General features: G+C 71.6%; 25 protein-coding genes. 13 read left to right on the top strand and 12 right to left on the bottom strand.

Features of this window, described 5'->3' with window-relative positions; genetic code table 11:
* Positions 1–77 precede the first annotated feature (77 nt).
* From A3862_RS07815 to A3862_RS07800, 4 genes are all read left to right on the top strand, one after another.
* The gene (locus A3862_RS07815) at positions 78–962 is read left to right on the top strand and encodes an NAD(P)-dependent oxidoreductase (RefSeq protein WP_043760013.1); all 885 of its coding nucleotides are present in this window, start codon (positions 78–80) and stop codon (positions 960–962) included.
* Positions 962–2,500 carry an aldehyde dehydrogenase family protein gene (locus tag A3862_RS07810; protein ID WP_043389098.1) on the top strand — a complete coding sequence of 513 codons (1,539 nt, stop codon included), beginning with the start codon at positions 962–964 and terminating at the stop codon, positions 2,498–2,500. The genes A3862_RS07815 and A3862_RS07810 overlap by 1 nt, the downstream gene beginning before the upstream one ends.
* Positions 2,501–2,603: 103 nt before the next feature.
* Positions 2,604–3,968, top strand: coding sequence for a DUF3100 domain-containing protein (locus A3862_RS07805; protein ID WP_236961843.1), 1,365 nt, complete (start codon positions 2,604–2,606; stop codon positions 3,966–3,968).
* Positions 3,969–4,046: 78 nt separating this feature from the next.
* A complete protein-coding gene (locus tag A3862_RS07800; RefSeq protein ID WP_043760015.1) occupies positions 4,047–5,201 on the top strand; it encodes a M20 aminoacylase family protein in 1,155 nt (384 codons plus the stop codon).
* A 106-nt stretch (positions 5,202–5,307) separates the two neighbouring features.
* On the opposite strand, the gene katG is transcribed toward A3862_RS07800, so the two are convergent.
* Together katG and A3862_RS07790 are read right to left on the bottom strand one after the other, a co-directional pair.
* Complete coding sequence (gene katG / locus A3862_RS07795) at positions 5,308–7,626, bottom strand: catalase/peroxidase HPI (RefSeq protein ID WP_043760017.1); 2,319 nt, start codon at positions 7,624–7,626, stop codon at positions 5,308–5,310.
* A gap of 364 nt (positions 7,627–7,990) precedes the next feature.
* A complete protein-coding gene (locus A3862_RS07790; protein WP_043389089.1) occupies positions 7,991–8,236 on the bottom strand; it encodes a hypothetical protein in 246 nt (81 codons plus the stop codon).
* Between the two features lie 140 nt (positions 8,237–8,376).
* Here A3862_RS07790 and A3862_RS07785 point away from each other — a divergent pair, with 140 nt between their 5' ends.
* The 5 genes from A3862_RS07785 to A3862_RS07765 all read left to right on the top strand — a co-directional run bounded on the left by A3862_RS07785 (position 8,377) and on the right by A3862_RS07765 (position 13,381).
* Positions 8,377–9,117 (top strand): GntR family transcriptional regulator, encoded by a 741-nt coding sequence (locus A3862_RS07785; protein WP_043357911.1) that lies wholly within the window; start codon positions 8,377–8,379, stop codon positions 9,115–9,117.
* Between the two features lie 86 nt (positions 9,118–9,203).
* Positions 9,204–10,427 carry an MFS transporter gene (locus A3862_RS07780; RefSeq protein WP_043760019.1) on the top strand — a complete coding sequence of 408 codons (1,224 nt, stop codon included), beginning with the start codon at positions 9,204–9,206 and terminating at the stop codon, positions 10,425–10,427.
* A gap of 16 nt (positions 10,428–10,443) precedes the next feature.
* Positions 10,444–11,358: an amidohydrolase family protein gene (locus A3862_RS07775; RefSeq protein ID WP_043389084.1), complete on the top strand. Its 915-nt coding sequence runs from the start codon at positions 10,444–10,446 to the stop codon at positions 11,356–11,358.
* Positions 11,359–11,402: 44 nt separating this feature from the next.
* A complete protein-coding gene (locus A3862_RS07770) occupies positions 11,403–12,761 on the top strand; it encodes an MFS transporter (RefSeq protein WP_100794051.1) in 1,359 nt (452 codons plus the stop codon).
* 95 nt (positions 12,762–12,856) lie between these two features.
* Positions 12,857–13,381: a cupin domain-containing protein gene (locus tag A3862_RS07765; protein WP_043389080.1), complete on the top strand. Its 525-nt coding sequence runs from the start codon at positions 12,857–12,859 to the stop codon at positions 13,379–13,381.
* Between the two features lie 115 nt (positions 13,382–13,496).
* On the opposite strand, the gene A3862_RS07760 is transcribed toward A3862_RS07765, so the two are convergent.
* Positions 13,497–14,357 (bottom strand): hypothetical protein, encoded by an 861-nt coding sequence (locus A3862_RS07760; protein ID WP_043357896.1) that lies wholly within the window; start codon positions 14,355–14,357, stop codon positions 13,497–13,499.
* 59 nt (positions 14,358–14,416) lie between these two features.
* On the bottom strand, positions 14,417–14,692 hold the full coding sequence (locus tag A3862_RS07755; protein WP_043357894.1) for a hypothetical protein: 276 nt from the start codon (positions 14,690–14,692) through the stop codon (positions 14,417–14,419).
* Positions 14,693–14,846: 154 nt separating this feature from the next.
* On the opposite strand from A3862_RS07755, the gene ppk2 reads away from it, so the two are divergent.
* The 3 genes from ppk2 (at position 14,847) to A3862_RS07740 (ending at position 16,844) form a co-directional block, all read left to right on the top strand.
* Positions 14,847–15,764, top strand: a complete 918-nt coding sequence (ppk2, locus tag A3862_RS07750; protein ID WP_043357892.1) for a polyphosphate kinase 2 — start codon at positions 14,847–14,849, stop codon at positions 15,762–15,764.
* Between the two features lie 80 nt (positions 15,765–15,844).
* A complete protein-coding gene (locus tag A3862_RS07745) occupies positions 15,845–16,093 on the top strand; it encodes a hypothetical protein (protein ID WP_124262955.1) in 249 nt (82 codons plus the stop codon).
* Positions 16,094–16,616: 523 nt separating this feature from the next.
* Positions 16,617–16,844, top strand: coding sequence for a hypothetical protein (locus tag A3862_RS07740; protein ID WP_111473477.1), 228 nt, complete (start codon positions 16,617–16,619; stop codon positions 16,842–16,844).
* A gap of 7 nt (positions 16,845–16,851) precedes the next feature.
* Here the strand turns inward: A3862_RS07740 and A3862_RS07735 are convergent, their stop codons facing one another.
* On the bottom strand, positions 16,852–17,808 hold the full coding sequence (locus tag A3862_RS07735; RefSeq protein WP_111473476.1) for a helix-turn-helix domain-containing protein: 957 nt from the start codon (positions 17,806–17,808) through the stop codon (positions 16,852–16,854).
* Between the two features lie 139 nt (positions 17,809–17,947).
* On the opposite strand from A3862_RS07735, the gene A3862_RS07730 reads away from it, so the two are divergent.
* Complete coding sequence (locus A3862_RS07730) at positions 17,948–18,373, top strand: MucR family transcriptional regulator (protein WP_111473475.1); 426 nt, start codon at positions 17,948–17,950, stop codon at positions 18,371–18,373.
* A gap of 141 nt (positions 18,374–18,514) precedes the next feature.
* Here the strand turns inward: A3862_RS07730 and A3862_RS07725 are convergent, their stop codons facing one another.
* The 7 genes from A3862_RS07725 to A3862_RS07695 form a co-directional block, all read right to left on the bottom strand.
* Positions 18,515–19,030 carry a hypothetical protein gene (locus A3862_RS07725; RefSeq protein ID WP_075381206.1) on the bottom strand — a complete coding sequence of 172 codons (516 nt, stop codon included), beginning with the start codon at positions 19,028–19,030 and terminating at the stop codon, positions 18,515–18,517.
* Between the two features lie 31 nt (positions 19,031–19,061).
* Entirely contained in the window at positions 19,062–19,586 is a 525-nt protein-coding gene (locus tag A3862_RS07720) for a hypothetical protein (RefSeq protein WP_051045126.1), read from the bottom strand.
* 168 nt (positions 19,587–19,754) lie between these two features.
* On the bottom strand, positions 19,755–20,693 hold the full coding sequence (locus tag A3862_RS07715; RefSeq protein ID WP_043389064.1) for a pirin family protein: 939 nt from the start codon (positions 20,691–20,693) through the stop codon (positions 19,755–19,757).
* A 198-nt stretch (positions 20,694–20,891) separates the two neighbouring features.
* Positions 20,892–21,923: an aldo/keto reductase gene (locus A3862_RS07710; RefSeq protein WP_043357881.1), complete on the bottom strand. Its 1,032-nt coding sequence runs from the start codon at positions 21,921–21,923 to the stop codon at positions 20,892–20,894.
* Between the two features lie 111 nt (positions 21,924–22,034).
* Positions 22,035–23,030: an HlyD family secretion protein gene (locus A3862_RS07705; RefSeq protein ID WP_052083752.1), complete on the bottom strand. Its 996-nt coding sequence runs from the start codon at positions 23,028–23,030 to the stop codon at positions 22,035–22,037.
* Between the two features lies 1 nt (position 23,031).
* Positions 23,032–23,247: a DUF1656 domain-containing protein gene (locus tag A3862_RS07700; RefSeq protein ID WP_236952766.1), complete on the bottom strand. Its 216-nt coding sequence runs from the start codon at positions 23,245–23,247 to the stop codon at positions 23,032–23,034.
* Positions 23,244–25,100 (bottom strand): FUSC family protein, encoded by a 1,857-nt coding sequence (locus A3862_RS07695; protein ID WP_043760025.1) that lies wholly within the window; start codon positions 25,098–25,100, stop codon positions 23,244–23,246. The genes A3862_RS07700 and A3862_RS07695 overlap by 4 nt, the downstream gene beginning before the upstream one ends.
* Between the last annotated feature and the right edge of the window lie 45 nt (positions 25,101–25,145).

Below are 25,145 nucleotides of genomic sequence, written 5' to 3'. Positions count from 1 at the left end.
GCATCGTGCAGAAATCGGTTGTTGTCGCAACGCTCTATTACCGGAACGATAGTGCCGCATCGTGAGGACGGATCGGCATGACCATCGCAACGGTAGGGGTCGTCGGGCTCGGCAATATGGGTTTGGGCATGGCCGCGACCCTGGCCCGCAAGGGCTTCACGGTCCTGGGCTACGACCTCAGCCCGGCCCGGCGCCCGGCCGCGGAGGCCGCCGGCGTGACGACACTCAACACCCTCAACGAGGTCCTGCAAGCGGCCGACGCCCTGGTCTTCTCGCTGCCGCTGGCGCGGGACGTGGAGGCGGTGGTCACCGCGGAGGGCGGCCTCCTGTCCCGGACCGACCGCAAGGTGGTCGTGGTCGACACCTCGACCTCGGATCCCGGCACCACTCGGCGCCTGGCCGAGCGCCTCGCCGCGGCCGGCCACGCGCTCCTCGACGCGCCGGTGAGCGGCGGCCCGTCCGGCGCCGCCGAGGGGACCCTGACCATGATGGTCGGCGGGGCGGAGGCGGATTACGCCCTGGCCCGGCCGGTCCTGGAGGCCATGTCGGCCCGCGCCCCCCATGTCGGGCCGTCGGGCGCCGGCAACATCGTCAAGCTCGTCAACAACCTGCTGGTGGCGGCCCATCTCGTGACCACCGGCGAGGCCCTGCGCCTCTCGGAGGCCGCGGGCCTCTCGGCCGACGAGGCGGTCAAGGTCGTCAACACCGCCACCGGCCGCAGCGCGATCAGCGAGGTCATGGTCCCGCGCTGGGTCCAGTCCGGCACCTTCGACAGCGGCTTCTCGGCCGGCCTGATGCGCAAGGACGTGCGCCTCGCCCTGGAGCTCGCCGCCGAATGCGGGATCGACCTGCCGCTCTCCGCCGAGGTGAAGCGGATCTGGCAGGCCACGCAGGCCGCGATCCCCGACACGGCCGACTTCACCCGCATGGCCGATTACCGCGATCCCAAGGGAGCCCACTGATGTCCGGCACGTCGCACTCGCCCGCCGCCGACCGGGTCGCCGCCCTCCTGACCGACTTCCTGCCGGGCGGCCGCATCGGCAGCGTCGTGGCCGGCGAGGTCCTCGCCGGGACCGGCGCCGCCCTCGACCTCGTCAACCCCGCGGACGGCGGCGTGCTCGCGACCTTCGCCGATGCCGGGCCGTCGGTGGTCGAGGCCGCGATGGCGGCGGCCCGCGACGCCCAGCGCGCGTGGTGGGGGATGAGCGCCGCCGCCCGGGGCCGGGCCCTGTGGGCGGTCGCCGCCCTGGTCCGGCAGCACGCCGGGGCGCTCGCTGAGCTGGAGACCCTCTCGGCCGGCAAGCCGATCCGCGACACGCGCGGCGAGGTCGCCAAGGTCGCCGAGATGTTCGAGTATTATGCCGGCTGGTGCGACAAGCTTCACGGCGACGTCATCCCGGTGCCGAGTTCGCACCTGAACTACACCCGCCACGAGCCCTTCGGCACCGTGGTGCAGATCACCCCCTGGAACGCGCCGATCTTCACCGCCGGCTGGCAGATCGCCCCGGCCCTCTGCGCCGGCAACGCCGTGGTGCTGAAGCCCTCCGAGCTGACACCGCTGACCTCGCTGGCGCTGGGCCTGCTCTGCGACCGCGCCGAGGGGATGCCCCGCGGCCTCGTCTCGGTGCTGGCCGGCGCCGGTCCGACCACGGGGGCCGCCGCGGTGGCCCATCCCGACACCCGCCTCGTCGTGTTCGTCGGCTCGGCCGAGGCCGGCGCGCAGATCGCCGCCGCGGCGGCCCGCGCCATCGTGCCGAGCGTGCTGGAGCTCGGCGGCAAGTCGGCCAACATCGTGTTCGCCGACGCCGACCTCGACCGGGCGCTGATCGGCGCGCAGGCCGCGATCTTCGGCGGCGCCGGCCAGAGCTGCGTGGCGGGCTCCCGCCTCCTCGTGCACCGTTCGATCCACGCGTCCTTCGTGGAGCGCCTGTCCCACGCCGCCGCGCGCATCCCGGTGGGGGCGCCGACCGACCCGGCGACGCAGATCGGGCCGATCAACAACCGGCGCCAGCGCGACAAGATCGCCGGCATGGTCGAGGCCGCGGCGAGCGCCGGCGCCACCATCGCGGCCGGCGGGGCCTGCCCCGCGTCCCTGCGGGACACGGGCGGCTTCTATTTCGGCCCGACCATCGTGGACGGCGTCGCGCCGGACGCGGCGATCGCCCGGGAGGAGGTGTTCGGCCCGGTCCTCACGGTCCTGCCGTTCGACGGCGAGGACGAGGCGGTGGCGCTGGCCAACGGCACGCCCTACGGCCTCGCGGGCGCGGTCTGGACCGGCGACGGCGGTCGCGGCCACCGGGTCGCGGCGGCTTTGCGGGCCGGAACGGTGTGGGTCAACGGCTACAAGACCATCAACGTGGCCTCGCCGTTCGGCGGCTTCGGCCGCTCGGGCTTCGGCCGCTCCTCGGGCCGCGAGGCGCTGATGGCCTACACGCAGACCAAGAGCGTCTGGGTCGAGACCGCGGCCCAGCCGGCGGTGACCTTCGGCTACGTGGGCTAGGCGCCGGGCGCGGGGGGCGACGGACGGGATCAACCGACACGACCGGCGGCCAAGTCCGGCAGGCAGGGCGATGGGCAGCCCCGGAGGGGCGGGGAGGATGACGATGGCGGGCGAACTGTTTGCGACGAACACGCGGCCGGACGCGCCGCCCGTTTCCGGCGGCGGGAAGCTGACGCTGTTCCTGCTCGCCCTGGTCATCGTCATCATCGCCGAGGCGATCGGCAACGTCAGCATCCCGGTGGGGGCCGGCAAGATCGTCCTGCTGCCGCTGCTCTGGGCCCTGCTCCTCGGCGGGGCCCTGGGGCTGATGAGCCCGCGCTTCCCGGCGCCCCTGCGGCTGACGGGCGCCCTGCAGAACGCGGCCGGGGCCTATCTCCAGCCGGCGCTGCTGATCTTCATCGCCAAGCTCGGCCTGCTGGTCGGGGGCTCGCTGCCGAAGATCCTGGCCTCGGGCTGGGCGCTCGCCTTCCAGGAATTCGGCCATTTCTTCGGGACGATGGTGTTCGGCCTGCCGGTGGCGCTCCTCCTCGGCATCAAGCGCGAGGCGATCGGCGCGACCTTCTCGGTCGGCCGCGAGCCGAGCCTCGCCATCATCGGCGAGCGCTACGGCATGGATTCTCCGGAGGGCCGCGGCGTGCTGGCGGAGTACCTGACCGGCACGGTGTTCGGCGCGGTGTTCATCGCCCTGCTGGCCGGGCTGATCGCCAGCCTGGGCGTCTTCAACCCGCTGGCCCTGGCGATGGGCGCCGGCGTCGGCTCCGGCAGCATGATGGCCGCCGCCTCGGGGGCGATCGCCGCTCAGCAGACCCCCGAGGTCGCCAAGGATGTCGCGACCTTCGCGGCGGCCAGCAACCTCGTCACCACGACGATCGGCACGTACTTCACCCTGTTCCTGTCGTTGCCCTTCACGATCTGGGCCTACGGCAAGCTGGAGCCGATCCTCGGCCGCAACCGGCCGGATGCCGCCCGCCCGGCGGCGGTCGACCCGCAGGCGGAGGCACCGGTCCATCAGGAGGTGCGGATCGGCCTCGCCGAGACCGTCCTGGCCTGGATCCTGATCGGTGCCTACGGGCTCATCGGCAACTGGCTGACCTACGGCGTCGTCCCGGACGCGAAGGTCGTCGGCGGGATGGCGATCATCATCGGCACCGTGCTGGCCGGCTGGATCGTCTACCTGCTCCTCGGCCGGCGCCTGCCGGCGGTCCTGTGGGTCTCGATCATCGGCATGGCCCTGACCTATCCCGGCACGCCCTACGCCGCCGAGATCGCCGCCCTGACCGGCAAGATCAACTTCCTGGCCCTGGCCACGCCGATCCTGACCTTCGCGGGCCTCTCCGTCGCCAAGGACGTGCCCGCCTTCCGCCGCCTCGGCTGGCGGATCGTGGTGGTCTCGTTCATGGCCAATGCCGGGACGTTCCTCGGTGCGGCCCTGATCGCGCAGTTCTTCATGCATCCGCCGCTGGGGTGAACCGCCGCGCCGTCCGGCGTAGGGTGAGGCAGGGGGAACGAGGCGCTCCGGCGGCCTCTGGCATGGGTGAGAGACCACATGGGGATCGAGGCAGAGACCGTGGAGCGGATGGTCGCGTGGCGGCGCGACCTGCACACCTATCCCGAACTGGCCTACCAGGAGGTCCGCACGGCGGATCTCGTCGCGCGGGAACTGGCCGCCTGCGGCCTGTCCGTGAAGACCGGGCTCGGGCGCACGGGCGTGGTCGGGACCCTGAGCCGGGGCGACGGCCCGACCATCGGCCTGCGGGCCGACATGGACGCCCTGCCGATCCAGGAGGCGACAGGCGTCGCCTACGCCTCCCGGACGCCCGGCGTGATGCATGCCTGCGGCCATGACGGCCACGTGGCGATGCTGCTCGGCGCGGCGCGGCATCTCGCGGCCCGCACCGACCTGACCGGGACGGTCCACTTCATCTTCCAGCCTGCGGAGGAGTGCGAGGGCGGCGGGCGCGCGATGGTCGAGGACGGCCTGTTCCGGCTGTTCCCCTGCGACTCCGTCTACGGGCTGCACAATTGGCCGGGCCTGCCCCTCGGGACCTTCGCGACCCGGGTCGGCGCCATCATGGCCTCCCTCGACACGTTCGAGATCGCGGTCACCGGATTCGGCACCCATGCGGCCATGCCGGAGCGCGGCACCGACACGCTCGTGGTCGTCTCCGAGATCGTCCTCGCCCTGCAGACCATCGTCAGCCGCCGCATCGCCCCCACGGAGCCGGTCGTGCTCAGCGTCACGCAGATCCACGGCGGCGACGCATACAACGTCATTCCCGACCACGCCGTCATCCGCGGCACGGTCCGCTGCCTGGACGAGGCGGTGCGCAAGCGCGTCGCGGAGCTCATCGAGGCCATCGCCGGCGGGACCGCCGGCACGCACGGCGCCCGCGCGGAGGTGGCGTACCGGTTCGGATACCCGGCCACGGTCAACACCGCCGATGCCGTCGGCACCGCCCTCGCGGCCGCCGGGACCGTCCCGGACATCACCGCGCGCCGTGGCGATGTCGGCCCCTCCATGGCGTCGGAGGATTTCGCCTACATGCTCGAAGCCTGCCCGGGCGCCTATGCCTGGATCGGCACCGACGGGACGCGGCCGAGCCTGCCGCTCCACAATCCGGGCTACGATTTCAACGACGAGGCCCTGCCGGTCGGCGCGGCCTACTGGGCTGCACTGGCCACACACAGCCTCGGGACCTGAGGCTGCGGGACGGAAGGCGCGGCCGCGGACATCGTCGGTCCGTCCGCGGCGCATGCTCCGGAATAACGCCCGCGCAGGCCGCGCGGGCGTATCTTGAGGGCGGGTGTCAGGCCGCCATCGGCGCGTAGCGCCGGTGACCCTTCACGTCGAAGCGGTCGAGCATCATGACCTTGTCCCAGGCCTTGACGAAGTCCGCCACGAAGCGCCGCTGGCCGTCGCTGCCCGCGTAGGCGTCGGCGATCGACCGGAGCTGTGCGTTCGACCCGAAGACGAGGTCGCTGCGGGTCGCCTCGAACTTCGTCTGGCCGCTCGCACGGTCCTTGAGCGCGAAGGTCATCCCGTCCGCATCCGCCTTCTCCCAGACCAGATCGACGTCGGTCAGGTTGCGGAAGAAGTCGGTCGTCAGCACCCCGATCCGATCGGTCAGGACGCCCCGGTTCGACCCGTCGTGGTTGGCGTTGAGCGCCCGCAGGCCGCCGGTCAGGACGGTCCATTCCGGGGCCGTCAACGTCAGCAGGTTGGCCTTGTCGAGGAACATCTCCTCCGGCGAGACGCTGCGGGTCATCTGCCCGAAGCCGTCATCGACGTAGTTGCGGAACCCGTCCACCACCGGCTTCAGCCACTCGAACATCTCGAGGTCCGTGAGCGCCTGGGTCGTGTCCACCCGGCCCGGCGTGAACGGCACCGGCGTGTCGACTCCGGCATCGCGGGCCGCCTTCTCCACGGCGACGCAGCCGCCGAGCACGATCAGGTCCGCGAGGGAGATCTTCTTCCCGTCGCTGCGCCCGCCGTTGAAGGTCGACATCACGTTGCGCAGGGCCTCGATCACCGGCGCGGCCCGGCGGTTGACGGCCCAATCCTTCTGCGGGGCGAGGGCGAGTCGGCCGCCATTGGCACCGCCGCGCTTGTCGCTGTCCCGATAGGTCGAGGCCGCCGAGAAGGCCGTGAAGGCCAGATCGGACACCGACAGGCCGGTCCCGGCGATCGCCTGCTTCAGCACGGCGATCTCGGCCTCGCCGACGAGGTCGTAGTCGCGCTCCGGCAGCGGATCCTGCCACAGGAGCCCGTCCTCGATCACCACCTCCGGGCCGAGATAGCGGTGCTTCGGACCCATGTCGCGGTGCGTGAGCTTGTACCACGCCTTGGAGAAGGCCTGGGTGAAGGCGTCGAAGTCGTTGAGGAACTTCTCGCAGACCTTGCGGTACTCGGGATCGACCTTGAGGGCGATGTCCGAGGTCATCATCATCAGCGGGTGCATCTGACCCGCGACATGGGCGTCCGGCGTCTTCGGCGCGTTGGGGTCCTTCGGCGTCCACTGGAGCGCCCCGGCCGGGCTCTTGGTCTGTTCCCACTCGAACTTGAAGAGGTTCTCCAGATAGGCGTTGTCCCACTTGGTCGGATCGGGCGTCCAGCTGCCCTCGATGCCGTTGGTCATCGTGTCCTTGCCGGAGCCGGACCCCTTCGGATTGTGCCAGCCGAGGCCCATCGCCTCCATCGGCGCCATCTCGGGGGGCGGACCGATCTCCTTGGCGGGGGTCATGCCGTGGCTCTTGCCGAAGGCGTGGCCGCCCGCGATCAGCGCCACGGTCTCCTCGTCGTTCATCGCCATGCGGGTGAAGGTCACCCGGATGTCGTTGGCCGACCCCTGCGGATCGCCGTTGGCGTAGGGTCCCTCGGGGTTCACGTAGATGAGCGCCTGGTGGGAGGCGGCGAGCGGGTTCTCCAGGTCGTAGTCGGCGTCGCCGTTCTTGCCGCGCCAGCGCTTGTCGCGGTTCACCATGTCGTCGAAGCTCGAGACCGAGCCCATCTCGACCACCTCGGGGCCCCAGTAGGTGGCGTTGTCCGCCTCCCAGGCGTCGAGCCGCCCGCCGCCGAACCCGTAGGTCGGCAGACCCATGATCTCCAGGGCGCAATTGCCTGTCAGGACCATCAGGTCGGCCCAGGACAGGGCGTTGCCGTACTTGTGCTTGATCGGCTGCAGGAGGCGGCGCGACTTGTCGGTGTTGCCGTTGTCCCACCAGCTGGAGATCGGCGCGAAGCGCTGCATCCCGGTGCCGGCGCCGCCGCGCCCGTCGGCGATCCGGTAGGTGCCGGCCGAGTGCCAGGCCATGCGGATCATCTGCGGGCCGTAATTGCCGTAGTCGGAGGGCCACCAGTCCACCGACGAGGTCAGGAACTGCTTGATGTCGCGCTTGAGCGCCTCGAAGTCGATCTTGGCGAACTCAGCCGCGTAGTCGAAATCCGGCCCGAGGGGATCGGCCGCCAGCCCGTTCTGGTGGAGCACTTCCACCCGCAGGCGATGGGGATACCAGTTCTCCAGCGTCGGACGGTTGCCGTGGGCGCCGCCGATCCGGTCGCCGCCGAACGGACACTTGCCCGCCATCGGGAACGTCGTGGTGTCCGTCTTGTCGATCGTCTCGCTCATCAGTGGTCCCCTAGGCATTGAGCCGCCGGCCGCCCGAGGCTCGGGCATCGAAGGCGGCGGGGCGGTGCAGGCAGTTCGAACCTCCGGGGAATCCCCGTCGCGCTCGAGGCTGGTGACGAAATGAGGCAGTCGCTCCCGGGATCAAGTTCGGAGCAGCGAAGTCCTTCCAAGGACCGGGGCAGGCGGCCTCGCAATAGTGCCGATGACATTGCCGTGATCCGACCCGCCGCCGCAGGCACCGACGGCGCGCGGGGATTCCACGTCGACACGGATACCCGCCCGGGGGTCGCTGATCCTCGCGAATCTGTGTCTCGGCGTCTCAGCGCACCACTTGGCGCACCCTCTGGCGTGAATCCGCTCCTCGTCAGGGCGCCGGACGCGCGCTGGCTGCCGGGGCGGCTCCGGCGGAGCCCGTCTCGGAACCGGTCACGACCTTTCGGGCCGCGGCCTGGCTCTGGCTGGCGTAATCGGGGGGCGATGCCGCGCCCTGCCAGATCAGCAGACCGGCCCATGCGGCGATCATCAGCGCCACACTCACGGCGAGCACGACGAGAACCGGCCTGCCCCGCCGGCCCTGGCGGCTCTCCTGAGCCGTGCGACGTTCGATCATCCGCTCCTCGCTGAGCCCGTCTTCAGACATCCGGGCTCAAACCCGCGACCCTGCGCCTGGGTCCCGCCCTGCGACGCTGTGCACCGCCGCCTCCCTCGGCCCCATTGGCGGCGATGCGCGAGGATCATACAGTCATACACATGACCTTCACGCCTGCGCCGCAGCCCGATCTCCGTCTGCCGCTCTATCAGCGACTGCGCGACGCGATCGCCTTCCAGATCGCGCGCAACGTCTGGCGGTCGGGCGAACCGATTCCCACGGAGGCGGAACTCGCGGCGACCCATCGTGTCGCCATCGGCACCGTGCGCAAGGCGATCGATGTCCTGGTCGCCGACGGCTTGGTGGAGCGCCAGCAGGGCCGCGGCACCTTCGTCCGCCGGCCGCGCTTCGACCGATCCTTGTTCCGGTTCTTCCGGCATCTGGGGCCGGATGGGAGCCAGGCCGTGCCGGAAGGGCGGATCCTGCTGCGCGAGGCCCGGCCGGCGCCCGCGGCCGTGCGCGAAGCCCTCGGCCCCGACGCAGGCGGCGAGGCGATCCGCCTGATCCGGACGCGGCTTCTGCAGGGCCGACCGATCCTGTCCGAGGAGATCTGGCTGCCGGCCGCACGCTTCGCACCGCTCCTCGAGGCGCCGCTGACGGAGATCGGCGATCTGCTCTACCCCGCCTACGAGCGCCTGTGCGGCGAGATCGTCGCCCGGGCGGAGGAGACCCTGACGGTCGGCATCGCCGATGCGACCGACGCCGAGCGCCTCGGGATCGCGGAGGGCGAGCCCGTCGTCGTGATCGCGCGCCTCGCCTTCGGCTTCGATGCCCGCCCGATCGAGTGGCGCGTGACGCGCGGCGCCGCCAAGGACTTCCGGTACCACATCGACATCCGGTGAAAGGCCGCCGGCTTGACGGGCCATCGGGCCCATGCTCATTAAGTCATATAAATGACTAGTCCTCTTTAGAGGGCGGAGGAAAGCCCGTGTTCCGCTGGTACCGTGAGGTCGGTCCGGCCGAGCGTCGCACCTTCTGGGCCTGTCTGGGCGGGTGGTCGCTCGACGCCCTGGACGTGCAGATGTTCAGCCTCGCCATCCCCGCCCTGGTCGCGAGCTTCGGGCTCAGCCGCCCGGAGGCCGGCCTGATCGGCGCGGTCACGCTGGTCGCGGCGGCGATCGGCGGCTGGCTCGGCGGCCTCATGGCGGATCGGATCGGCCGCGTCCGGGCCCTCCAGATCACGGTGCTGTGGTTCGCGGTCGCGACCTTCCTGGCGGCCTTCGCGCAGAGCTTCGGCCAGCTCTTGATCGTGAAGGCGCTGCAGGGGATCGGCTTCGGCGCCGAATGGGCGGCCGGCGCGGTCCTGATGGCGGATGCCATTCGGCCCGAGCATCGCGGCAAGGCGCTGGGCGCCGTCCAGGGCGGCTGGGCGCTCGGCTGGGGCGCGGCCGTGCTCCTCTCTACCGCGGCCTTCTCCGTATTGGATCAGGAGACCGCCTGGCGGGCTCTGTTCGCCTGCGGCCTCGCGCCCGCGCTCCTCGTCCTCTACCTCCGCCGCTCGGTCCCGGAGCCGGTCCGACCGGCCGCCGGACCGACCCGGCCGGCCATCGGGCCGCTCCTGATCTTCTCGCCCGGCCTGCGCCGGATCACGGTGATCGGGACGCTGCTCGGGCTGGGGGCGCACGGGGGCTTCCACGCCCTGTTCACGTGGCTGCCCACGTATCTGAGCGTCGAGCGCGGCGCCTCCGTGGCGGGCACCGGGCTCTACCTCGCGATCATCATCGCGGCCTTCGGCCTGGGCTGCCTCGTGGCGGGCGGCCTCGTGGACCGGCTCGGCCGCCGGCGGACGGTGGCGTTGTTCGCCGCCGGCTGCATGGCCCTGGTCGTCCTCTACCTGCTGGTGCCGGTCGGCGGCACGGGGCTGCTCCTTCTCGGCGCCCCGCTCGGTTTCTGCACGGCCGGGATCCCCGCGAGTCTCGCCGCTCTGTTCAGCGAGCTCTTCCCGGACGGCCTGCGCGGGACCGGGATGGGCTTCTGCTACAATGCCGGCCGTCTCGCCTCCGGGGTGCTGCCCCTCGGCGTCGGCCTGCTCAGCGAGATCTGCGGCCTTGGGACGGCGATCGGCCTGTCGGCCATCGGCGCCTACGGGCTCGTCCTCCTCGCCGTCGCGCTCCTGCCGGATCGGCAGTCCGGCGGCGCGCTGCTCCCCTAGACCGTGAGATGATCCGATGAACCGGCGCCTGTTCTGCCGTACCCTGTTCGCGGGCGGCGTCGCGCTCGCATTCCCCGTCCGCGGCCGGGCGGCCGAGACGGGCCTCGACGCGCGCGACGGCGTGGCGGCGGTGGATACCCACGCCCACGTCTTCACCCGGACCCTCACCCTGGTCGGGGACCGGCGCTACGCCCCGGCCTACGACGCGAGCGTCGCCGATTATCGCGCCATGCTGGACCGGAACGGCATGGCGCGCGGCGTGCTGATCCAGCCGAGCTTCCTCGGCACCGACAACAGCTACATGGTCTCGGCCCTGCGATCCGCCCCGGAGCGGCTGCGCGGCATCGCGGTGCTGGACCCCGCGGCGGAGACGGTCACCCTGCGCGATCTCGCCGACCAAGGCGTCGTCGGTCTGCGCCTCAACCTGATCGGCCGGCCGGACCCGGAGTTCGGCAGTCCGGTCTGGCGGGCCCACCTCGCCCGCGTGGCGGATCTCGGCTGGCAGATCGAGGTCCAGGCCGAGGCGCGGCGCCTCGCGCATCTGCTGCCGCCGCTGATCGAAGCGGGCGTCCCGGTGGTGGTCGATCATTTCGGCCGGATCGACCCCGCCCTCGGCATCGCCGATCCGGGCTTCGCCGACCTCCTCGGCTTCGGCCGCGGCGGCCGCGTCTGGGTCAAGCTCTCGGGCGCCTACCGCATCGGCAGCGGCGCGGCCGGCCGGCAGACGGCGCTGCAGGCGGCCGAGCGCCTGCGTGGTGCCTTCGGTGCGCGGCGCCTGCTCTGGGGCAGCGACTGGCCGCACACGCAGTTCGAGACCCAGGCCAGCCCCGCCGAGGCGCGGCGCGACCTCGACGCCTGGGTACCCGACCCGGCCGAGCGCCGGATCATCCTGGGCGAGACGCCCGCCGCCCTTTTCCGCTTCGACCACTGAGCCGCCCGGCGCGCGCCAGCCCGGATTTCAACGAGGACAGGACCATGGCAACACCGACCATGCCTCACGGGGCGGACGCGGCCGCCTTCGAGAGCCGAACGATGCGGAAGGTCGGCCTGCGCCTGATCCCCTTCCTCGTGCTCTGCTACTTCATCGCCTACGTCGACCGGGTGAATGTCGGATTCGCGGCGCTGACCATGAACCGCGACCTCGGCCTTTCCGCCGCGGCCTTCGGCCTGGGCGGCGGCCTGTTCTTCGTGGCCTACGTGCTGTTCGAGGTGCCGAGCAACCTCGCCATGGAGCGGGTCGGCGCCCGGATCTGGATCGCGCGGATCATGATCACCTGGGGGCTCGTCGGCATCGGTTCGGCCTTCGTCACCGGTCCGGCGAGCTTCGCCACCGCCCGCTTCCTGCTCGGCGCGGCCGAGGCCGGCTTCTTCCCCGGCGTGATCCTGTACCTGACCTACTGGTTCCCCAAGGCCTACCGGGCGCGGATCGTGGCGATGTTCATGGTCGCGATCCCGCTCTCCAGCTTCTTCGGCTCGCCGCTCTCGGCGGCGCTGCTCACCCTCGACGGGGCCGCGTCCCTGCGCGGCTGGCAGTGGCTGCTGATCATGGAGGCGATCCCGGCCGTCCTCCTCGGCATCGCCGCCCTGGCGCTGCTGCCGAGCCGGCCGGCCGAGGCGGCCTTCCTGAGCCCGGCGGAGCGCCGATGGCTGGCGGACCGGCTGGAGACCGAGCGCCGCGCCGCGGAGGCGGGTTCATCGCACCACGCCCACGGCCTCGCGGCGGTGTGGGCGGTGCTCGCCAGCCGTCAGGTCTGGCTCCTCGCCGTGATCTACGCGGGCAGTTCGGCCACCAGCAACACGCTGTCGCTGTGGATGCCGCAGATCCTCAAGGGGTTCGGCCTCAGCAACCTGGAGACCGGCCTGCTGAGCATGATCCCCTTCGGCATCGCCTCGGTGTTCATGATCGTCTGGGGCCTGCGGGCGGACCGCAGCGGCGAGCGCATCTGGAGCACGGCCCTGCCGCTGGCACTGACCTCGCTGAGCTTCGCCCTGACCCTGCTGACGGGCTCCCTCTGGATCACCCTGGTCCTGCTCTCGCTGGTCCTGCTCGGCAATTACGCGATCAAGGGCCCGTTCTTCGCCCTGGCGACCGAGACGCTGCCGCCGGCCCAGACGGCGGCCGGCATCGCGGCGATCAACACGCTGGCGCATCTGGGGACCGGAGCGATCACCTCGCTGATCGGGGTGCTGCGCGAGCAGACCGGCAGCTTCCCCGTCGCCCTGCTGCCGCTCTGCGCCCTCACGGGCATCGGCTGTGCCCTGGTCTTCTGGATCGGCCGGCACCCGTCGCGGCCGCCGGCCGTCGGCCCGGCCCCGTCGATTGCGGGGGGCTGAAGCGGTGGGGAACCGGCCGGCCGCGCGTCGATCCCGCGACCGGCCTCCTCGGCGATCCCGCGCCGCCATGCCATGATGGCGCGGGAGGATTCGACATGCACGACAGCGGCGACGATCACACGCACCCGCATGCGCACGACGAGGCCCACGAGCCGGGCGCCCCGGAGCGGTGGAAGCACGACGGCGTGCGGGTCATCCCGGGCGACCGGCTCGATGCCAACACCGCGCAGACGCCCGGCATGTTCCGGCAGGCGGCCGTCAACGCCGCCCGGGTCGGCGCCCAGAAGATCTGGGCCGGCACGGTGGCGATCCAGCCCGACGCCAAGACCGGCGTGCACCATCACGGCGAGCTGGAGAGCGTGATCTACGTGGTCTCCGGCCGGGCTCGGATGCGCTGGGGCGACAAGCTCGAATACGTGGCCGAGGCCGGCCCCGGCGACTTCATCTTCGTGCCGCCCTTCGTGCCGCACCAGGAGATCAACGCCTCGACCGACGAGCCCCTGCATTGCGTGCTGGTGCGCTCCGACAACGAGGCGGTGGTGGTCAACCTGCCCGATGTCGAGGCCGCCGAGACGCCCGAGACCGTCTACTGGGTCGATCCGATCCACAGGCATCCGTGAGCGACCGGCGCCCGCGGCGATAGGCCGGACGCCGCGCCCCGGCGGCCGCGTCGAGTGCGACCGCGGCCTCGCCCGGCCGGCCCACCGCGTCTTCCCGCCGGACGCCCCGCCGGCCTCAGACGGGCCCCGATCCGGGATGCGGGCCCATGCGGCGGCGGTCGTGTTCGATGGCGAAGACATGGGCGTAGAGGTTGGCGACCCAGCCCCGGCCCTCGACCGTGAGGTCGAGGAAGCGGATCGCATCCCCGATCACGGGCTCGATCTTGCCCCAGAAGAAGGACGGATAGCGCTCGGCAAGGTCGGCCGGGCTGTCGTAGCCGAGTTCCGCGTTGACGCCGATCTCGGCGAATTCGTGAAACAGCGCATTCAACTTGCGCGGATAAAGCGGGTCGCCGAGCTGCCCGATCAGGTCGGCCGCCCGCAACAGGCCCGCCTCGGTCCCGGTCTCGCGATGCGCGTCGTCTTCCGGCACCGGGAAGCGGGTCAGCTCGATCGCCCGGATGACCCGGCCCGCATCGACGAGATCGTGCGTGCCGAAGCGCTCCTGGACAGCGAGTTTCGAGCGCTCGACGTGATACGGCGCCAGCGCCGCATCGGAGGCCCCGCGGGGCAGGCACACGGTCCCGCCCCGCGCGTCGATGACGAAGGCCTGGGCTCGGTCGCCCGCGCAGACGCCGCGCACGTAACCGATGTCGTGGTAGAGGGCGGCCAGGATCATGTGCAGCCAGTCCTCCGGTGTGACACCCTCGTGCAGGAAGCGGCCGCGCAGGATGTCCTGGGCGACCAGGGTGACGAGGGCCGTATGATCGCCGTCATGGTAGAGGGCATCGCTCCCGACGATCCGCTCGATCGTCAGGCGCGCCGAGGCCTCGATGATCTCGGCATAGCGCGGCTCCCGGCTGCCGAAGGTCCGCTGGTAGGTGACGGCGAGATGCTCGCCGAGGGCATCGGCGAGCATCTTGGTCGCGTCGAACATGGTCGGGCCTCGCCGTCAGCTGCGGCCGGCGGCGACGCGCCGGGCCGGGTCGGTGCAGATCACGTGGACCGCTCCCCGCGTTGCACCAGCCGTTCTTCGAGATAGGCCGCCGCATCCGCGTAGAGTTCGTAGCGGCGGAGCAGGACCGCGCGCTTCTCGGCCGGCGTCGCCGCATCGAGCTTGCCATGAGCCTTGTCGGCGCGGGCGCGCATCTTCCTGGCGAGCTTCTCGAACGCCGCGTCGATCCGGGCGCCGACCTTCTCGCCTTCGGCCCGCGCCGGATCCAGATCGTCCGGCGCCCGCCCCGGCGGGGGCTTCGTCGCTTCTCCAGCCATGACGCGTCTCCGGTCGCGGTGCTCCGTGGCCGAAGCGTATGACGTAACGATCACGGGTGCGATACCGGATCGTCCGCCCGCGGGCCGATCGCTTCTCAGGCCTGTCACGGAAGGCTGCTCTAGCTCGGCCGTCCGACACGCAGGGGGACCCGCGATGAGGCTCGACGACAGTGCTGCCCTGGATGCCGCCCTGGAGGCGATCCGGCGCGACCTTGCCGACAGCTACGATGAGGAGGTGGAACTCGGGCTCGAGGAGGAGCGCCTCGATCGGCTCGCCGCCGACGGCGCACAGCCCGAGCGCCTGGACCGCAAGGTCTATTTCCGCGAACTGCTGCGCCTGCAGCACGAACTGGTCCGCCTCCAGGACTGGGTGCAGGATCGGAAGCTGCGTGTCGTCGTCCTCTTCGAGGGCCGCGATTCGGCCGGGAAGGGCGGCGTGATCAAGCGGATCACCCAGCGCCTCAACCCCCGCGTCTGCCGCGTGGCCGCCCTGCCGGCCCCGAGCGAGCGCGAGCGGACGCAATGGTACTTCCAGCGCTACGTCTCTCACCTGCCGGCCGGCGGGGAGATCGTGCTGTTCGACCGGTCCTGGTACAACCGCGCCGGGGTCGAGCGGGTGATGGGCTTCTGCACCGAGGCGGAGGTCGAGGAGTTCTTCCGCTCGGTGCCCGAGTTCGAGCGGATGCTGGTGCGCTCCGGCATCGTCCTCCTCAAATACTGGTTCTCGATCACCGACGCGGAACAGGAATTCCGCTTCCAGATGCGGATCCGCGATCCGCTCAAGCAGTGGAAGCTGTCGCCGATGGACGTCGAGTCGCGTCGGCGCTGGGAGGATTACACGCGGGCGAAGGAGGACATGCTGGCGCGCACCCACATCCCCGAGGCGCCCTGGCGGGTGGTCGAGGCGGTGGACAAGCGCCGGGCCCGCCTGAACTGCATCAGCCATCTGCTCGGCCAGATCCCGTACGGCAGCGTGGAGCACCCGCCGGTCCACCTGCCGGCCCGCCTGCGGCATGCGGATTACGTGCGCGGTCCGGTCCCCGCCGAGATGTACGTGCCGGACGCGTACTGAACGGGGCGCCGCGGCCCGGGGCGGGAGTCGTGATCCTGTCGTGCAGACGCCGCTATAGCGCCGCCATGGCGAAGCGCCCGATGACCCTCGACCTGTTCACGACCCTCGACATCGTCGATGACGACGTCTCGGCCGTCGTGGACGCGTATCTGGCCGATCCCACGCCCGGCTCTGTGGCGTTCGGGGACGGCTTCCGCATCGACCCTGCGGTGGCGGTGGCCTCGCATCCCTTCGCCCGGACGCTGATCGATCAGCCCTGGGCCGATACCGGACTGCGCCGGGCGGCGATCCGCGCCGCCATCCTGCTGGCGGAGCCCGAACGGGTCTGATCGAACCGGGCCGTTCGGCCCGTGACTGCCGCGCTCGGGATGGCGGGGCCCGTCGCACCGCCGGCGCGGTCGCGTCGCGGCGGCGCCCGGTCGGCCCGCTTGCGCGCGATCTGCGCGCGATCTGCGCCCGGGTCGGACCTCCTCCTAAAGCGGTATGCGCGCGGCCTTCCATCGGCGCGGCGACCCGGATCTATCCTGGGGCGATCACGGGGCGGATGGACGGCCCGCCGCCACGGTGAACGATTGGTTTACCCAATCGGCAAACTTGCACCGACCGCCCCGATCCGGATGCGATCGGCCGGCGTTCTACGGGCAGTTCCACCGGAGACGTGCTGCCATGCTGATCTTGAATCCGCTGACCGGACAAACCGTCGAGGTGCGTGTTCCCCGGCCGAAGCCGAAAGCCGCCTGAACGCGCGTCGCGTTCCGCTCGGCGGGCGGCCCGGGAGGCCTCCCGCGCTCCGCTCGCTTCCCCTGCACGTCCGCGGCATCGGCGGCGTGCCCCTCCAGACCCGCCTACGCCATGATGCCGACCGACCTCGACAGACCCGCCGAACTGACTCTCTGGCCGGGCTACGCGCCCGCCCGGGTCGCCGACTCGCGCAGCTTCCCGACGCTGCGGGCCGCCCTGGCCGCCACGGTCGCGGCGATCGACGCCGAGGATGCCAGCCCGTGGATCATCACGGAGGACGGCGACATCCTCGCGCCGGGATGGATCCGGGCGAACTCCGCGGGGGCCCGTCCCCAATAGCCGGCCGTCAGCCCGCGATCCCGGGCGCCCTCCGGTAATCGCTCGGTGAGAGTCCGTAGCTCTCCTTGAAGCGTCGGCTGAAGTGGCTCTGGGTACTGAAGCCGCAGCTATAGGCCAGCTCGCCCACGGACAGGTGGCTGAAGCCGGGATCCGTGAGCCGCTGTGCGGCGCTCTCCAGACGCCGCCGCCAGATCCAGTCTGCGATGTTGCGGTCCTGCTCGCGGAACAGCGTCTGCAGGTGGCGCAGCGACACGCCGACCGCCGCCGCGAGCTGGGCGGGGTCGAGATCCACGTCGCCCAGATTGGCCTCGATATGGGCCAAGGCGCGCTGAAAGATGAGGATCCCCTGGATGTTCCTCGGGGGCTCGTGGGCGAGGCGCTCCGCGATGCTGGCGACCACCAGATCGACGCCGATCGAGGCCATGCGGTTCGCCATGTCCGGGGTCATCTGACCGGCGGTGCGGGCGAGTTCCTGGAAGAAGGTCGTGACCATCGACGTGCCGACCTGGTCGGCCCCGATCGTCAGGGCCGTGAAGCGGCGCGTCGAGCCGAGCGCCCGTTCCAGGCACGCGCGCGGCATCTCGATGAACAGCGTCTGCGTGTCGCCATCCGAACCCATGACGGCTGGCCGCCGATCCATCACGACGATGTCGCCGGGATTTTGGATCGCCGTGCGATCGTCCTGCGCGCTGAACACGCGGCCCTTCAGGGTGATCGCGACGTTCAGCGTCTCGTATTTGCCGTGCCGCCGGATCGTGTCCGGGGTCGCGACGGTCGTGACGGCACTCTGCGTCACCCGGGTGATGAGCAGAGGTCCGACCTCGGCGGCCTCCAGGGAGCCGGCGAATCCGTGAGCGGCGGTGGGCGTAAGTTCGACAGGCACAATGCGATCGAAGATCGTCTCACGCCAGAAGCGGAAACTGTCTTCTGGCGCGTAATCCGCCGTCGAGAACAAAGTCCTCATTGCAACTTCTTGTATTCGGGCGCCCGCGTGCGCGCTCAGGAAAACGGTAGCACGCTTCCAGGCAAGCGCAATGGGACGGACCAACCTATGAAGGTTTTCATCCCATTCAGGAGGCCGCCCCGTGTCCCCATCGACTCCGATGAGCCCCCAATCCAATATCGAGCTGGTTGCTGGGCTCGTCGTTGCCTACGTGTCGAATAACCGGGTCCCCGTGAGCGAACTGCCGGCCCTGATCGCGCAGTGCCACAGCGCGATCAGCGCGCTGGCGTATCCCGGGGGCGGGCCGGTGACGGCGGCCCCGGATCTGCAGGTGCGGCTCGACAAGCCGAGCGCGGCACAGGTCCGCGGCTCGGTCCAGCCCGACGGCATCATGAGCTTCATCGACGGGCGCGTCTACAAGACCCTCAAGCGCCATCTGACGGCGCATGGGCTGGACCCGCAGAGCTATCGCGCCCGCTTCGGCCTGCCGGGCGACTATCCGATGGTCGCGCGGGAATATGCCGAACGCCGGGCCGCGCTGGCGCGTGCGATCGCCCAGGGCGTGCCCCGCGACCGGGCCGCCTGAGCCGGCGGATCCCGACGGGCTGAGGCCGACCCACCTCGGATTCCGACGAGGAGGTTCTCCTGACCGGGCAACGGGCCGTCTTCCCGGGGCCGATGACCCACCGGGAGACCGGCGTTTCCGAAAGGCCCGGCGTCCCGCGCTTCAGGCGGCCGCATGCCGGCCGTCCGGCAGCAGATCCCGGCTGGCCTGTTCGATACGCTTGAGCCAGTCCTCGGCCGACTCCGCCCGCACGATCGCGGCCTCGGCGCGCTCGTCGGCGTCCCGGACCCGCCCGTCGGCCAGCGCCTCGACCTCGCGGACGCGCAGTGCCGCCTGGGTCTGCACCTCCTGCAGATGCGCCCGCAGCGCCTCGATTTCCTGCCGGGCCGCCTGCAGCTCCGCAGACAGGGTCTCGCAGGTGGCGGATCGCTGGCGCAGGCGCTGATCCTGCTCCTGGGCCGCGATGCTCGCGGCCGACAGCGTGTCCAGAACCTGGCTCCAGTCCGCATCCGGCCGCGACGGTGGCTCGGACGGTGGCTCGGACGGCGTCTCGGGACCCGCTCCGGAGGCCGCCACCGGGAGCGGCCCGGCGACCGCCGGATTGCCGTCGGCGGTCGACGGGGCCGGCTCCGCGCGCGCGATGCGTGCGTCGAGCTCTGCCCAGAAGGCCGCGTTCATCGCCGCCGCGATCCGGCCGGGCCCGCGCGGGTCACGAGGCCGCCCGGGTGGCGGAGGCCCGGGTCCGGGCGTCCTGTGGGCCCGCCTGCGTCACGAACTCCGCGTCGATCGTCTCGGCGATGCGTTGGAGCATGAGTTCCGCCGCTGCAGCCCGCTCTTCGGCGGCCGCGGCCCGGTCCTCGGCGGCCTGGATCAGTTTGATCGCCTGCGCATGGACCTCGTGGGTCTCCCGCTCGGCCGCCTGCACCTGGGCGCGGGCCGCATCCATGTCGGCCCGCACCTGCCGCAGGAGATCCTGGACGTGCGTCTCCTGCTCCTGCGCCCGGTCTTCGACGTCCCGGATGTACCGGGCCGCGCCCTGCACCCGCTCCAGCAGGTCCGGCCACCGCTCCACCGGCGACGGGTTCGGGTTCCGGCCCTGCGCGGTGGCGCGCTCGTCCGCGGCGAGAAGGACCAAGTTGCCGGTCCGGATCCGGGTCGTCGGCTCGCGGATGTCGCACGCGGCGGCTTCGATCGGGGTCAGCGTCTCGGCCTTGGGGTGCTTCGTCTGTTCCATCACGCGTCCTGCCGGCAGGGTGCAGCGCAAGCCTCCGATGAGGCATCGGTGTCCGTCCCACACCGATGGAAAATGGTTAACAACTCCTTAACACTCGCGCTAGGGTTGCGTTCGAGCGGCCATGATCGCCTGTCGCTGCACGCCGGACCGCCGGATCGGGCTGTCGGCTCAGGGGTAGCGGACGGGCTGCGGATCCTCCGGCAGGGGGATGAATTCGGCGTCGTTCGGCACCGTGTCGAACCGGCCCTGGCGCCAATCCTCCTTGGCCTGCGCGATCCGCTCGGGGCGGGAGGAGACGAAGTTCCACCACAAGTGGCGTGGACCATCCATCGGCTCGCCGCCCAGCACCATGAACCGGGCCCCCTCCAGGGCGCGCACGCTGATGCGGTCGCCGGGCCGGAACACCAGCAGCTGGCCGGGCCCGAAGCCGTCGCCGGCGATCTCGATGGCGCCCGCCACCGTGTAGATCGCCCGCTCGTCGTAGGTCGGATCGAGGGGCAGGACGGCCCCGGCCTCAAGCGCCACGTCGGCGTAGACCATCGGGCTCGAGGTGCGCACCGGCGAGCGTGCGCCGAAGGCCTCGCCCGCGATCAGCCGGACGGTCTTGCCTTCGCCGGTGAGGACCGGCAGCGCGGCGGCGTCGTAATGCTCGAAGGCGGGGGCGTTCTCCTCGTCCCGGTCGGTGAGGGCGACCCAGCTCTGGATGCCGAACAGCCGGGAGCCGGTCTGCCGCAGCGTCGGGGCCGTGCGCTCCGAATGGGTGATTCCGCGGCCCGCGGTCATCCAGTTCAGCTCGCCCGGCCGGATCGGCAACTCCGTGCCGAGGCTGTCGCGGTGCATGATCTCGCCGTCGAACAGGTAGGTGACGGTGGAGAGGCCGATATGCGGATGCGGCCGCACGTCCATGCCCTGCCCGAGCAGGAACTCGGAGGGGCCCATCTGATCGAAGAAGATGAAGGGGCCGACCATCCGGCACTCGGTGGAGGGCAGCGCCCGCCGCACCGCGAAGGAGCCGAGATCGCGCGAGCGGGGCACGATCAGGGTCCGGATCGCGTCGCAGCTGAAATGGTCGCCCGGGATCGGATCCTCGGCACTGTGCCAGCTCATCGCCTTGCTCCTTCGCGCGGGGGAGGGGGGAGCGCCATCGGCTGCTGCGCGGCGCCCCGGATGGCGGAACCGACATCGTTCGGGATCGGCCCGCCATCCGCAGGCATCCTGGACCGGGACCGCCCGAGTTGAAACAGAAACAATCGAAACGCATCGTTTCCGATTTCCGCCCTCAGGGTCCCGGCCGCGCGCCGCTGGCTACCAGACCGTCGGCTTCGGGTTGCGCTCGTCAAAGCCCTTCTGGTGCCAGTACGGATAGATCGGCGTCTCGTGGCTCGCCGCGTCGAGGCGGGCGACCTGCTCGGCGGTCAGGGTCCAGCCGAGGGCGCCGAGATTCTGCTTCAGCTGTTCCTCGGTGCGGGCGCCGACCACGATGTTGCACACGGTCGGCCGGGTCAGCAGCCAGTTGAGCGCCACCTGCGCCACCGTCTTGCCGGTCTCGGCCGCCACGGCGTCGAGGGCGTCGACCACGCCGAACAGGTATTCGTCGGAGACAGGCGGCCCACCCTCGGCGCCACCGGCGGCGATGCGGCCGCTCTGGTTGGCCTGTCCGCGGCGAATCTTGCCGGTGAGGCGGCCCCAGCCCAGCGGGCTCCAGACCATCAAGCCGACACCCTGGTCGATCCCGAGGGGCATCAACTCCCACTCGTAGTGCCGGCCGATCAGCGAATAGTAGCCCTGGTAGGCGACGTAGCGGGCGAGGCCGTGGCGCTCCGAGGTCGCGAGCGCCTTCATGAGCTGCCAGCCGGAAAAATTCGAGGCGCCGATGTAGCCGATCTTGCCCGCGCGGGTGAGGTCGTCCAGCGCCCGCAGGGTCTCGTCCACGGGGGTGAGCGCATCGAACCCGTGCATGAAGTAGACGTCGATATGGTCGGTGCCGAGCCGCTTCAGGCTGGCCTCGCAGGCGCGGACCAGGTGGTAGCGCGAGGAGCCCACCTGGTTCAGGTCGTCGTTAAACCGGAAGGTCGCCTTGGTGGAGATCAGCGCCCGGTCGCGCTTGCCCTTGAGGGCCTGACCCAGGATCTCCTCGGAGGCGCCGCCCGAGTAGATGTCGGCCGTGTCGAAGAAGTTGACCCCGGAATCGAGGCAGAGATCGACCATGCGGGTCGCCTCCGCGACGTCCGTCTGGCCCCAGCGCTGGAAGAATTCGTTCGTGCCGCCGAAGGTGCCGGTGCCGAAGCTGAGCACCGGCACGGTAAGGCCGGAGCGTCCGAACTGCCTGTAGTCCATCGGATCCTCATCGCGATCGCGGGCGCCGCATGTCGGCGCGCCTGCCGGTCTAACGCGGCCGCCGCCCCGGTTTTCCCGGCGGCGGGCATGCCACGACGAGGGCCGTGCGCGTCAGCGCCGCGACTCGACGACCGGCGCCCCCTCGCAGCGCTGGCCGGCGGCCGCGCCGGTGCGCCGGTCGGGCGGCAGGGCGTCCGGGGATCCGGCCTTCTCGGGCAGGATCGCGACATTCGCCGTCATCCCCGCCGCCAGCACGATCGGGCACGGCACGTCGTCGAGGTCGATCCGGATCGGCACCCTTTGCGCCAGCCGGACCCAGGTGAAGATCGGATTGACCGTCGGCAGCCCCTGAACGCCCGGGGCGGCGTCGGCGACGCTGATGCCGCGGCCGAGGCCGGTCACCCGGCCCCGGATCGGACGGTCCGGCCACGCCATCAGCGACACCCGCGCGGCGTCACCCTCGCCGATGCGCGGCAGCTGGGTCTCCTCGAAGTAGCCTTCGATCCAGAAGCTGTCGCCGTTGACCAGCGTCAGCGCCGGCTGCCCCGTGGCGGCGAACCCGCCCTCCTGCAGCAGCAGGTTGGTGACCCAGCCGTTCACGGTGGCCCGCAGGGTCGTGCGCTCCAGGTTGAGCCGCGCCTGCGCCAGCGCGCCCTCCGCCTGGACCACGTTGGCCTGGGCGGCCTGCGCCTGGCCGCTGGTCGTCTGCTTCTGCTGCGGGGTGGTGGCGAGATCGTCGAGTTCGGCGGTGCGCTGCGCGATACCCGCGAGGTAGCCGGCCTGTGCCCGGGCACTGGCGAGGGCGCCCTCCGCCTGGGTCACGGCGTTCCTGAACGTGCCGGGATCGATCGTGAACAGCACGTCGCCCTTGCGGACGAACTGGTTGTCCCGGACGCGGACCGCCACCACCGTCCCGGAGACCTCGGGAGCCACCTGCACGGTGTAGACGCGCACGCGCCCGTCCCGGGTCCAGGGCGTGTAGGCGTAGTAGAGGAAGGCGAGGTAGGCGAGGCCCATTGCCGCCGCCAGCGCCAGCAGGGTGGCGGCGACGTTGTAGGCGGGCGGCGGCTGCCAGTCGCGCAGGGACGGTCGCGGGGTCGTGGCCATGTCACGGACCCTGGACGCGCAGGGACAGGATCAGCAGAGCCGTCACGGCGGTCAGGAGGCTGAAGTCGAACAGGGCGCGGTTCCAGACAAGGTGGTTGATGCCGATCCAGTCCAGGATCCAGCGCAGGCCCCAGGTGATCACCAGGGCGGCGAGCAGGCAGATCACCGCGGGCTCGACGTAGAGCCCCAGCACGTCGACCGCCCGCAATCCGATCACGCCCGCACCCCCGGATCGAGGTTCGGCCAGCCCGCGCGGTCGAGATCCGACACGAGGGCGGCCAGCGCCCCGATGCGCTCCGCCTGGAGCGGCAGGGTCGCCCGGTCGGCGAGCTCGCGCAAGGGATCCGGCACCGCATCCGCCTCTGCCGGACGGGACGCGGCGAGCCGGGCCCAGACCGCCCGGCCGACGCGGCGGCCTTCCCGGTCGTCCGTCTCCCGCAGGGCGAGCAGCAGGAGCCCGATGACGAGCAGGCGCTCGCCGCCCCGGGCCATCGCCTCATCCGCGCCGATGAGGGCGAGCCGGCCGAAACCCCGGGCGAGATAGCGGTCGCGGGGCGGCAGCAGGAGCGCCGGGTCGAGGGCCGCGCCGCGCACCGACCGGACCAGCCGGCGGCGGGCCCGCAGCCGCAGCGTCGCGGGGCTCACCGGCGGCGGCAGGGCGGCGAACGCGACCGCCGCCACCGCCATCCCGAGCAGCTCGGCCAGCACGGTGTTGAGCGAGTCGGCGAGGTCGTAGGTCATCGGGTTCTTGGGATCGAGGACGCCGAAGACGAAGAAGCCGAAGCCGATGCCGTAGATCGCACGCTTGTCGGCCCGGCCGACCACCGCCAGCATCGCCACCGGCAGGAGCACGGCGGCCAGGAGCGCGAAGCTCCCGGTGGTGGTCAGCAGGGTGTAGCGCAGGGTCAGCCCGACCACGGCGGCGAGCAGCGCGCCGATCAGGAAGGCGCGGGATTCCGCCCGCGGGTCGGCATGGGCGGCGAGCAGGACGCAGACGAGGCTCGCCCAGGTCGCGGCGCCGGCCCCGTGCGACCAGCCGGTGACGTACCAGAAGCCGTTGACGAGCAGGACGGCGGCGGCGGTGCGCAGGCCGTTGTCGAAGGCGTGCCAGCCGTCCCAGTCCAGGTCGTTCCACAAGAGCAGGTGCGGGCGGAACGGCACGCGCCGCCGCCCCACCCGGCCCCCGGCCCGCAGGAGCCGCGCCGAGACCCGGACGCGCCCGATCTGCCGGACGGCGATCGCCCCGCCGGCCCCGATCAGGTCGGTCGAGCGCGATCCCGGCCGGTCCGGCAGCAGGGCCCGCAGCAGGCCCGCGGCGAGCACGCGCCGCAGCCGGGGGGCGGCGTTGCGGATCCCCCGGCCGCCGGAACGGAGGGAGGGCTGCTCGGTGAACGTGTCGGTGACCTCCTCGCCGAGCGTCATCACGGCGGCGATGGGCATCGGGCCCGGCCGCTCGCCCCGCCGCAGGGCGGCCATCCAGGCGTCGCAGGCCTGCGCGGCCGCCTCGAGCCGCCCCGCCAGGGCGCGGCTGACGGCGGGGACGCCCGGCGCCACGAACACGTTCGACGCGTAGGCGCAGCCGATCCCGAGCAGGATCGTCGAGCAGCGGTCGACGCCGATCTGGAACACCGTCTCGGGGCTCTGCACGTCGGCCAGGGCGATGATCGGCACCGTGAAGCCCATGGATGCGAAGCCGTAGGCGCGCTGGCCGCTCTCGACGCTGGAGGCCGCGGTGAGCAGGCCCATCCACAGGGCCAGGGCGAGGTCGAAGGCCAGGGTCGCCTGGGCGAAATTGGCCACCAGCACCATCGCGACGGTGACGCCGACAAGCGTGCTGCCGGCCCGCCACAGGCTCTTGCGCAGGGAGGCCGCGCGGGTGGCGAGCGTCACCGAGATGACCGTCCAGCCGGCCCAGTGCGGCAGCGCCAGTTCGAGCCACATGGCGAGCCAGATCGCCGCGATGGCGGTGAGCGCGATGCGCACGGCCTCGGCCGCCTCCCGCGGCCACCACGCGGCGAGGCGCTGCAGGAGGCCCGGCGCGTCCTCGGAGAGCGCGACCTCACCGGCCACGGCGCGGCCTCAGCGGCCGGGGCGGGTCGGGGAGCCCGGTCGCGG

This window comes from Methylobacterium sp. XJLW (assembly GCF_003254375.1).
GTDB classification, from domain to species: domain Bacteria; phylum Pseudomonadota; class Alphaproteobacteria; order Rhizobiales; family Beijerinckiaceae; genus Methylobacterium; species Methylobacterium fujisawaense.
The sequence above is the reverse complement of the archived record's forward strand: the minus strand, read 5'-3'. Positions and strand labels throughout refer to the sequence as shown.

What these genes read in the sequence shown, in the direction of transcription:
- A3862_RS07770 (WP_100794051.1), top strand. Translation starts at nt 11,403, where the DNA reads ATGGCAACACCGACCATGCCTCACGGGGCGGACGCGGCCGCCTTCGAG.
- A3862_RS07815 (WP_043760013.1), top strand. Translation starts at nt 78, where the DNA reads ATGACCATCGCAACGGTAGGGGTCGTCGGGCTCGGCAATATGGGTTTG.
- katG (WP_043760017.1), bottom strand. Translation starts at nt 7,626, where the DNA reads ATGAGCGAGACGATCGACAAGACGGACACCACGACGTTCCCGATGGCG.
- A3862_RS07705 (WP_052083752.1), bottom strand. Translation starts at nt 23,030, where the DNA reads ATGGCCACGACCCCGCGACCGTCCCTGCGCGACTGGCAGCCGCCGCCC.
- A3862_RS07800 (WP_043760015.1), top strand. Translation starts at nt 4,047, where the DNA reads ATGGGGATCGAGGCAGAGACCGTGGAGCGGATGGTCGCGTGGCGGCGC.
- A3862_RS07745 (WP_124262955.1), top strand. Translation starts at nt 15,845, where the DNA reads ATGACCCTCGACCTGTTCACGACCCTCGACATCGTCGATGACGACGTC.
- A3862_RS07725 (WP_075381206.1), bottom strand. Translation starts at nt 19,030, where the DNA reads ATGAACGCGGCCTTCTGGGCAGAGCTCGACGCACGCATCGCGCGCGCG.
- A3862_RS07710 (WP_043357881.1), bottom strand. Translation starts at nt 21,923, where the DNA reads ATGGACTACAGGCAGTTCGGACGCTCCGGCCTTACCGTGCCGGTGCTC.
- A3862_RS07740 (WP_111473477.1), top strand. Translation starts at nt 16,617, where the DNA reads ATGATGCCGACCGACCTCGACAGACCCGCCGAACTGACTCTCTGGCCG.
- ppk2 (WP_043357892.1), top strand. Translation starts at nt 14,847, where the DNA reads ATGAGGCTCGACGACAGTGCTGCCCTGGATGCCGCCCTGGAGGCGATC.
- A3862_RS07790 (WP_043389089.1), bottom strand. Translation starts at nt 8,236, where the DNA reads ATGATCGAACGTCGCACGGCTCAGGAGAGCCGCCAGGGCCGGCGGGGC.
- A3862_RS07775 (WP_043389084.1), top strand. Translation starts at nt 10,444, where the DNA reads ATGAACCGGCGCCTGTTCTGCCGTACCCTGTTCGCGGGCGGCGTCGCG.
- A3862_RS07810 (WP_043389098.1), top strand. Translation starts at nt 962, where the DNA reads ATGTCCGGCACGTCGCACTCGCCCGCCGCCGACCGGGTCGCCGCCCTC.
- A3862_RS07720 (WP_051045126.1), bottom strand. Translation starts at nt 19,586, where the DNA reads ATGGAACAGACGAAGCACCCCAAGGCCGAGACGCTGACCCCGATCGAA.
- A3862_RS07765 (WP_043389080.1), top strand. Translation starts at nt 12,857, where the DNA reads ATGCACGACAGCGGCGACGATCACACGCACCCGCATGCGCACGACGAG.
- A3862_RS07730 (WP_111473475.1), top strand. Translation starts at nt 17,948, where the DNA reads ATGAGCCCCCAATCCAATATCGAGCTGGTTGCTGGGCTCGTCGTTGCC.
- A3862_RS07785 (WP_043357911.1), top strand. Translation starts at nt 8,377, where the DNA reads ATGACCTTCACGCCTGCGCCGCAGCCCGATCTCCGTCTGCCGCTCTAT.
- A3862_RS07735 (WP_111473476.1), bottom strand. Translation starts at nt 17,808, where the DNA reads ATGAGGACTTTGTTCTCGACGGCGGATTACGCGCCAGAAGACAGTTTC.
- A3862_RS07715 (WP_043389064.1), bottom strand. Translation starts at nt 20,693, where the DNA reads ATGAGCTGGCACAGTGCCGAGGATCCGATCCCGGGCGACCATTTCAGC.
- A3862_RS07805 (WP_236961843.1), top strand. Translation starts at nt 2,604, where the DNA reads ATGGCGGGCGAACTGTTTGCGACGAACACGCGGCCGGACGCGCCGCCC.
- A3862_RS07760 (WP_043357896.1), bottom strand. Translation starts at nt 14,357, where the DNA reads ATGTTCGACGCGACCAAGATGCTCGCCGATGCCCTCGGCGAGCATCTC.
- A3862_RS07755 (WP_043357894.1), bottom strand. Translation starts at nt 14,692, where the DNA reads ATGGCTGGAGAAGCGACGAAGCCCCCGCCGGGGCGGGCGCCGGACGAT.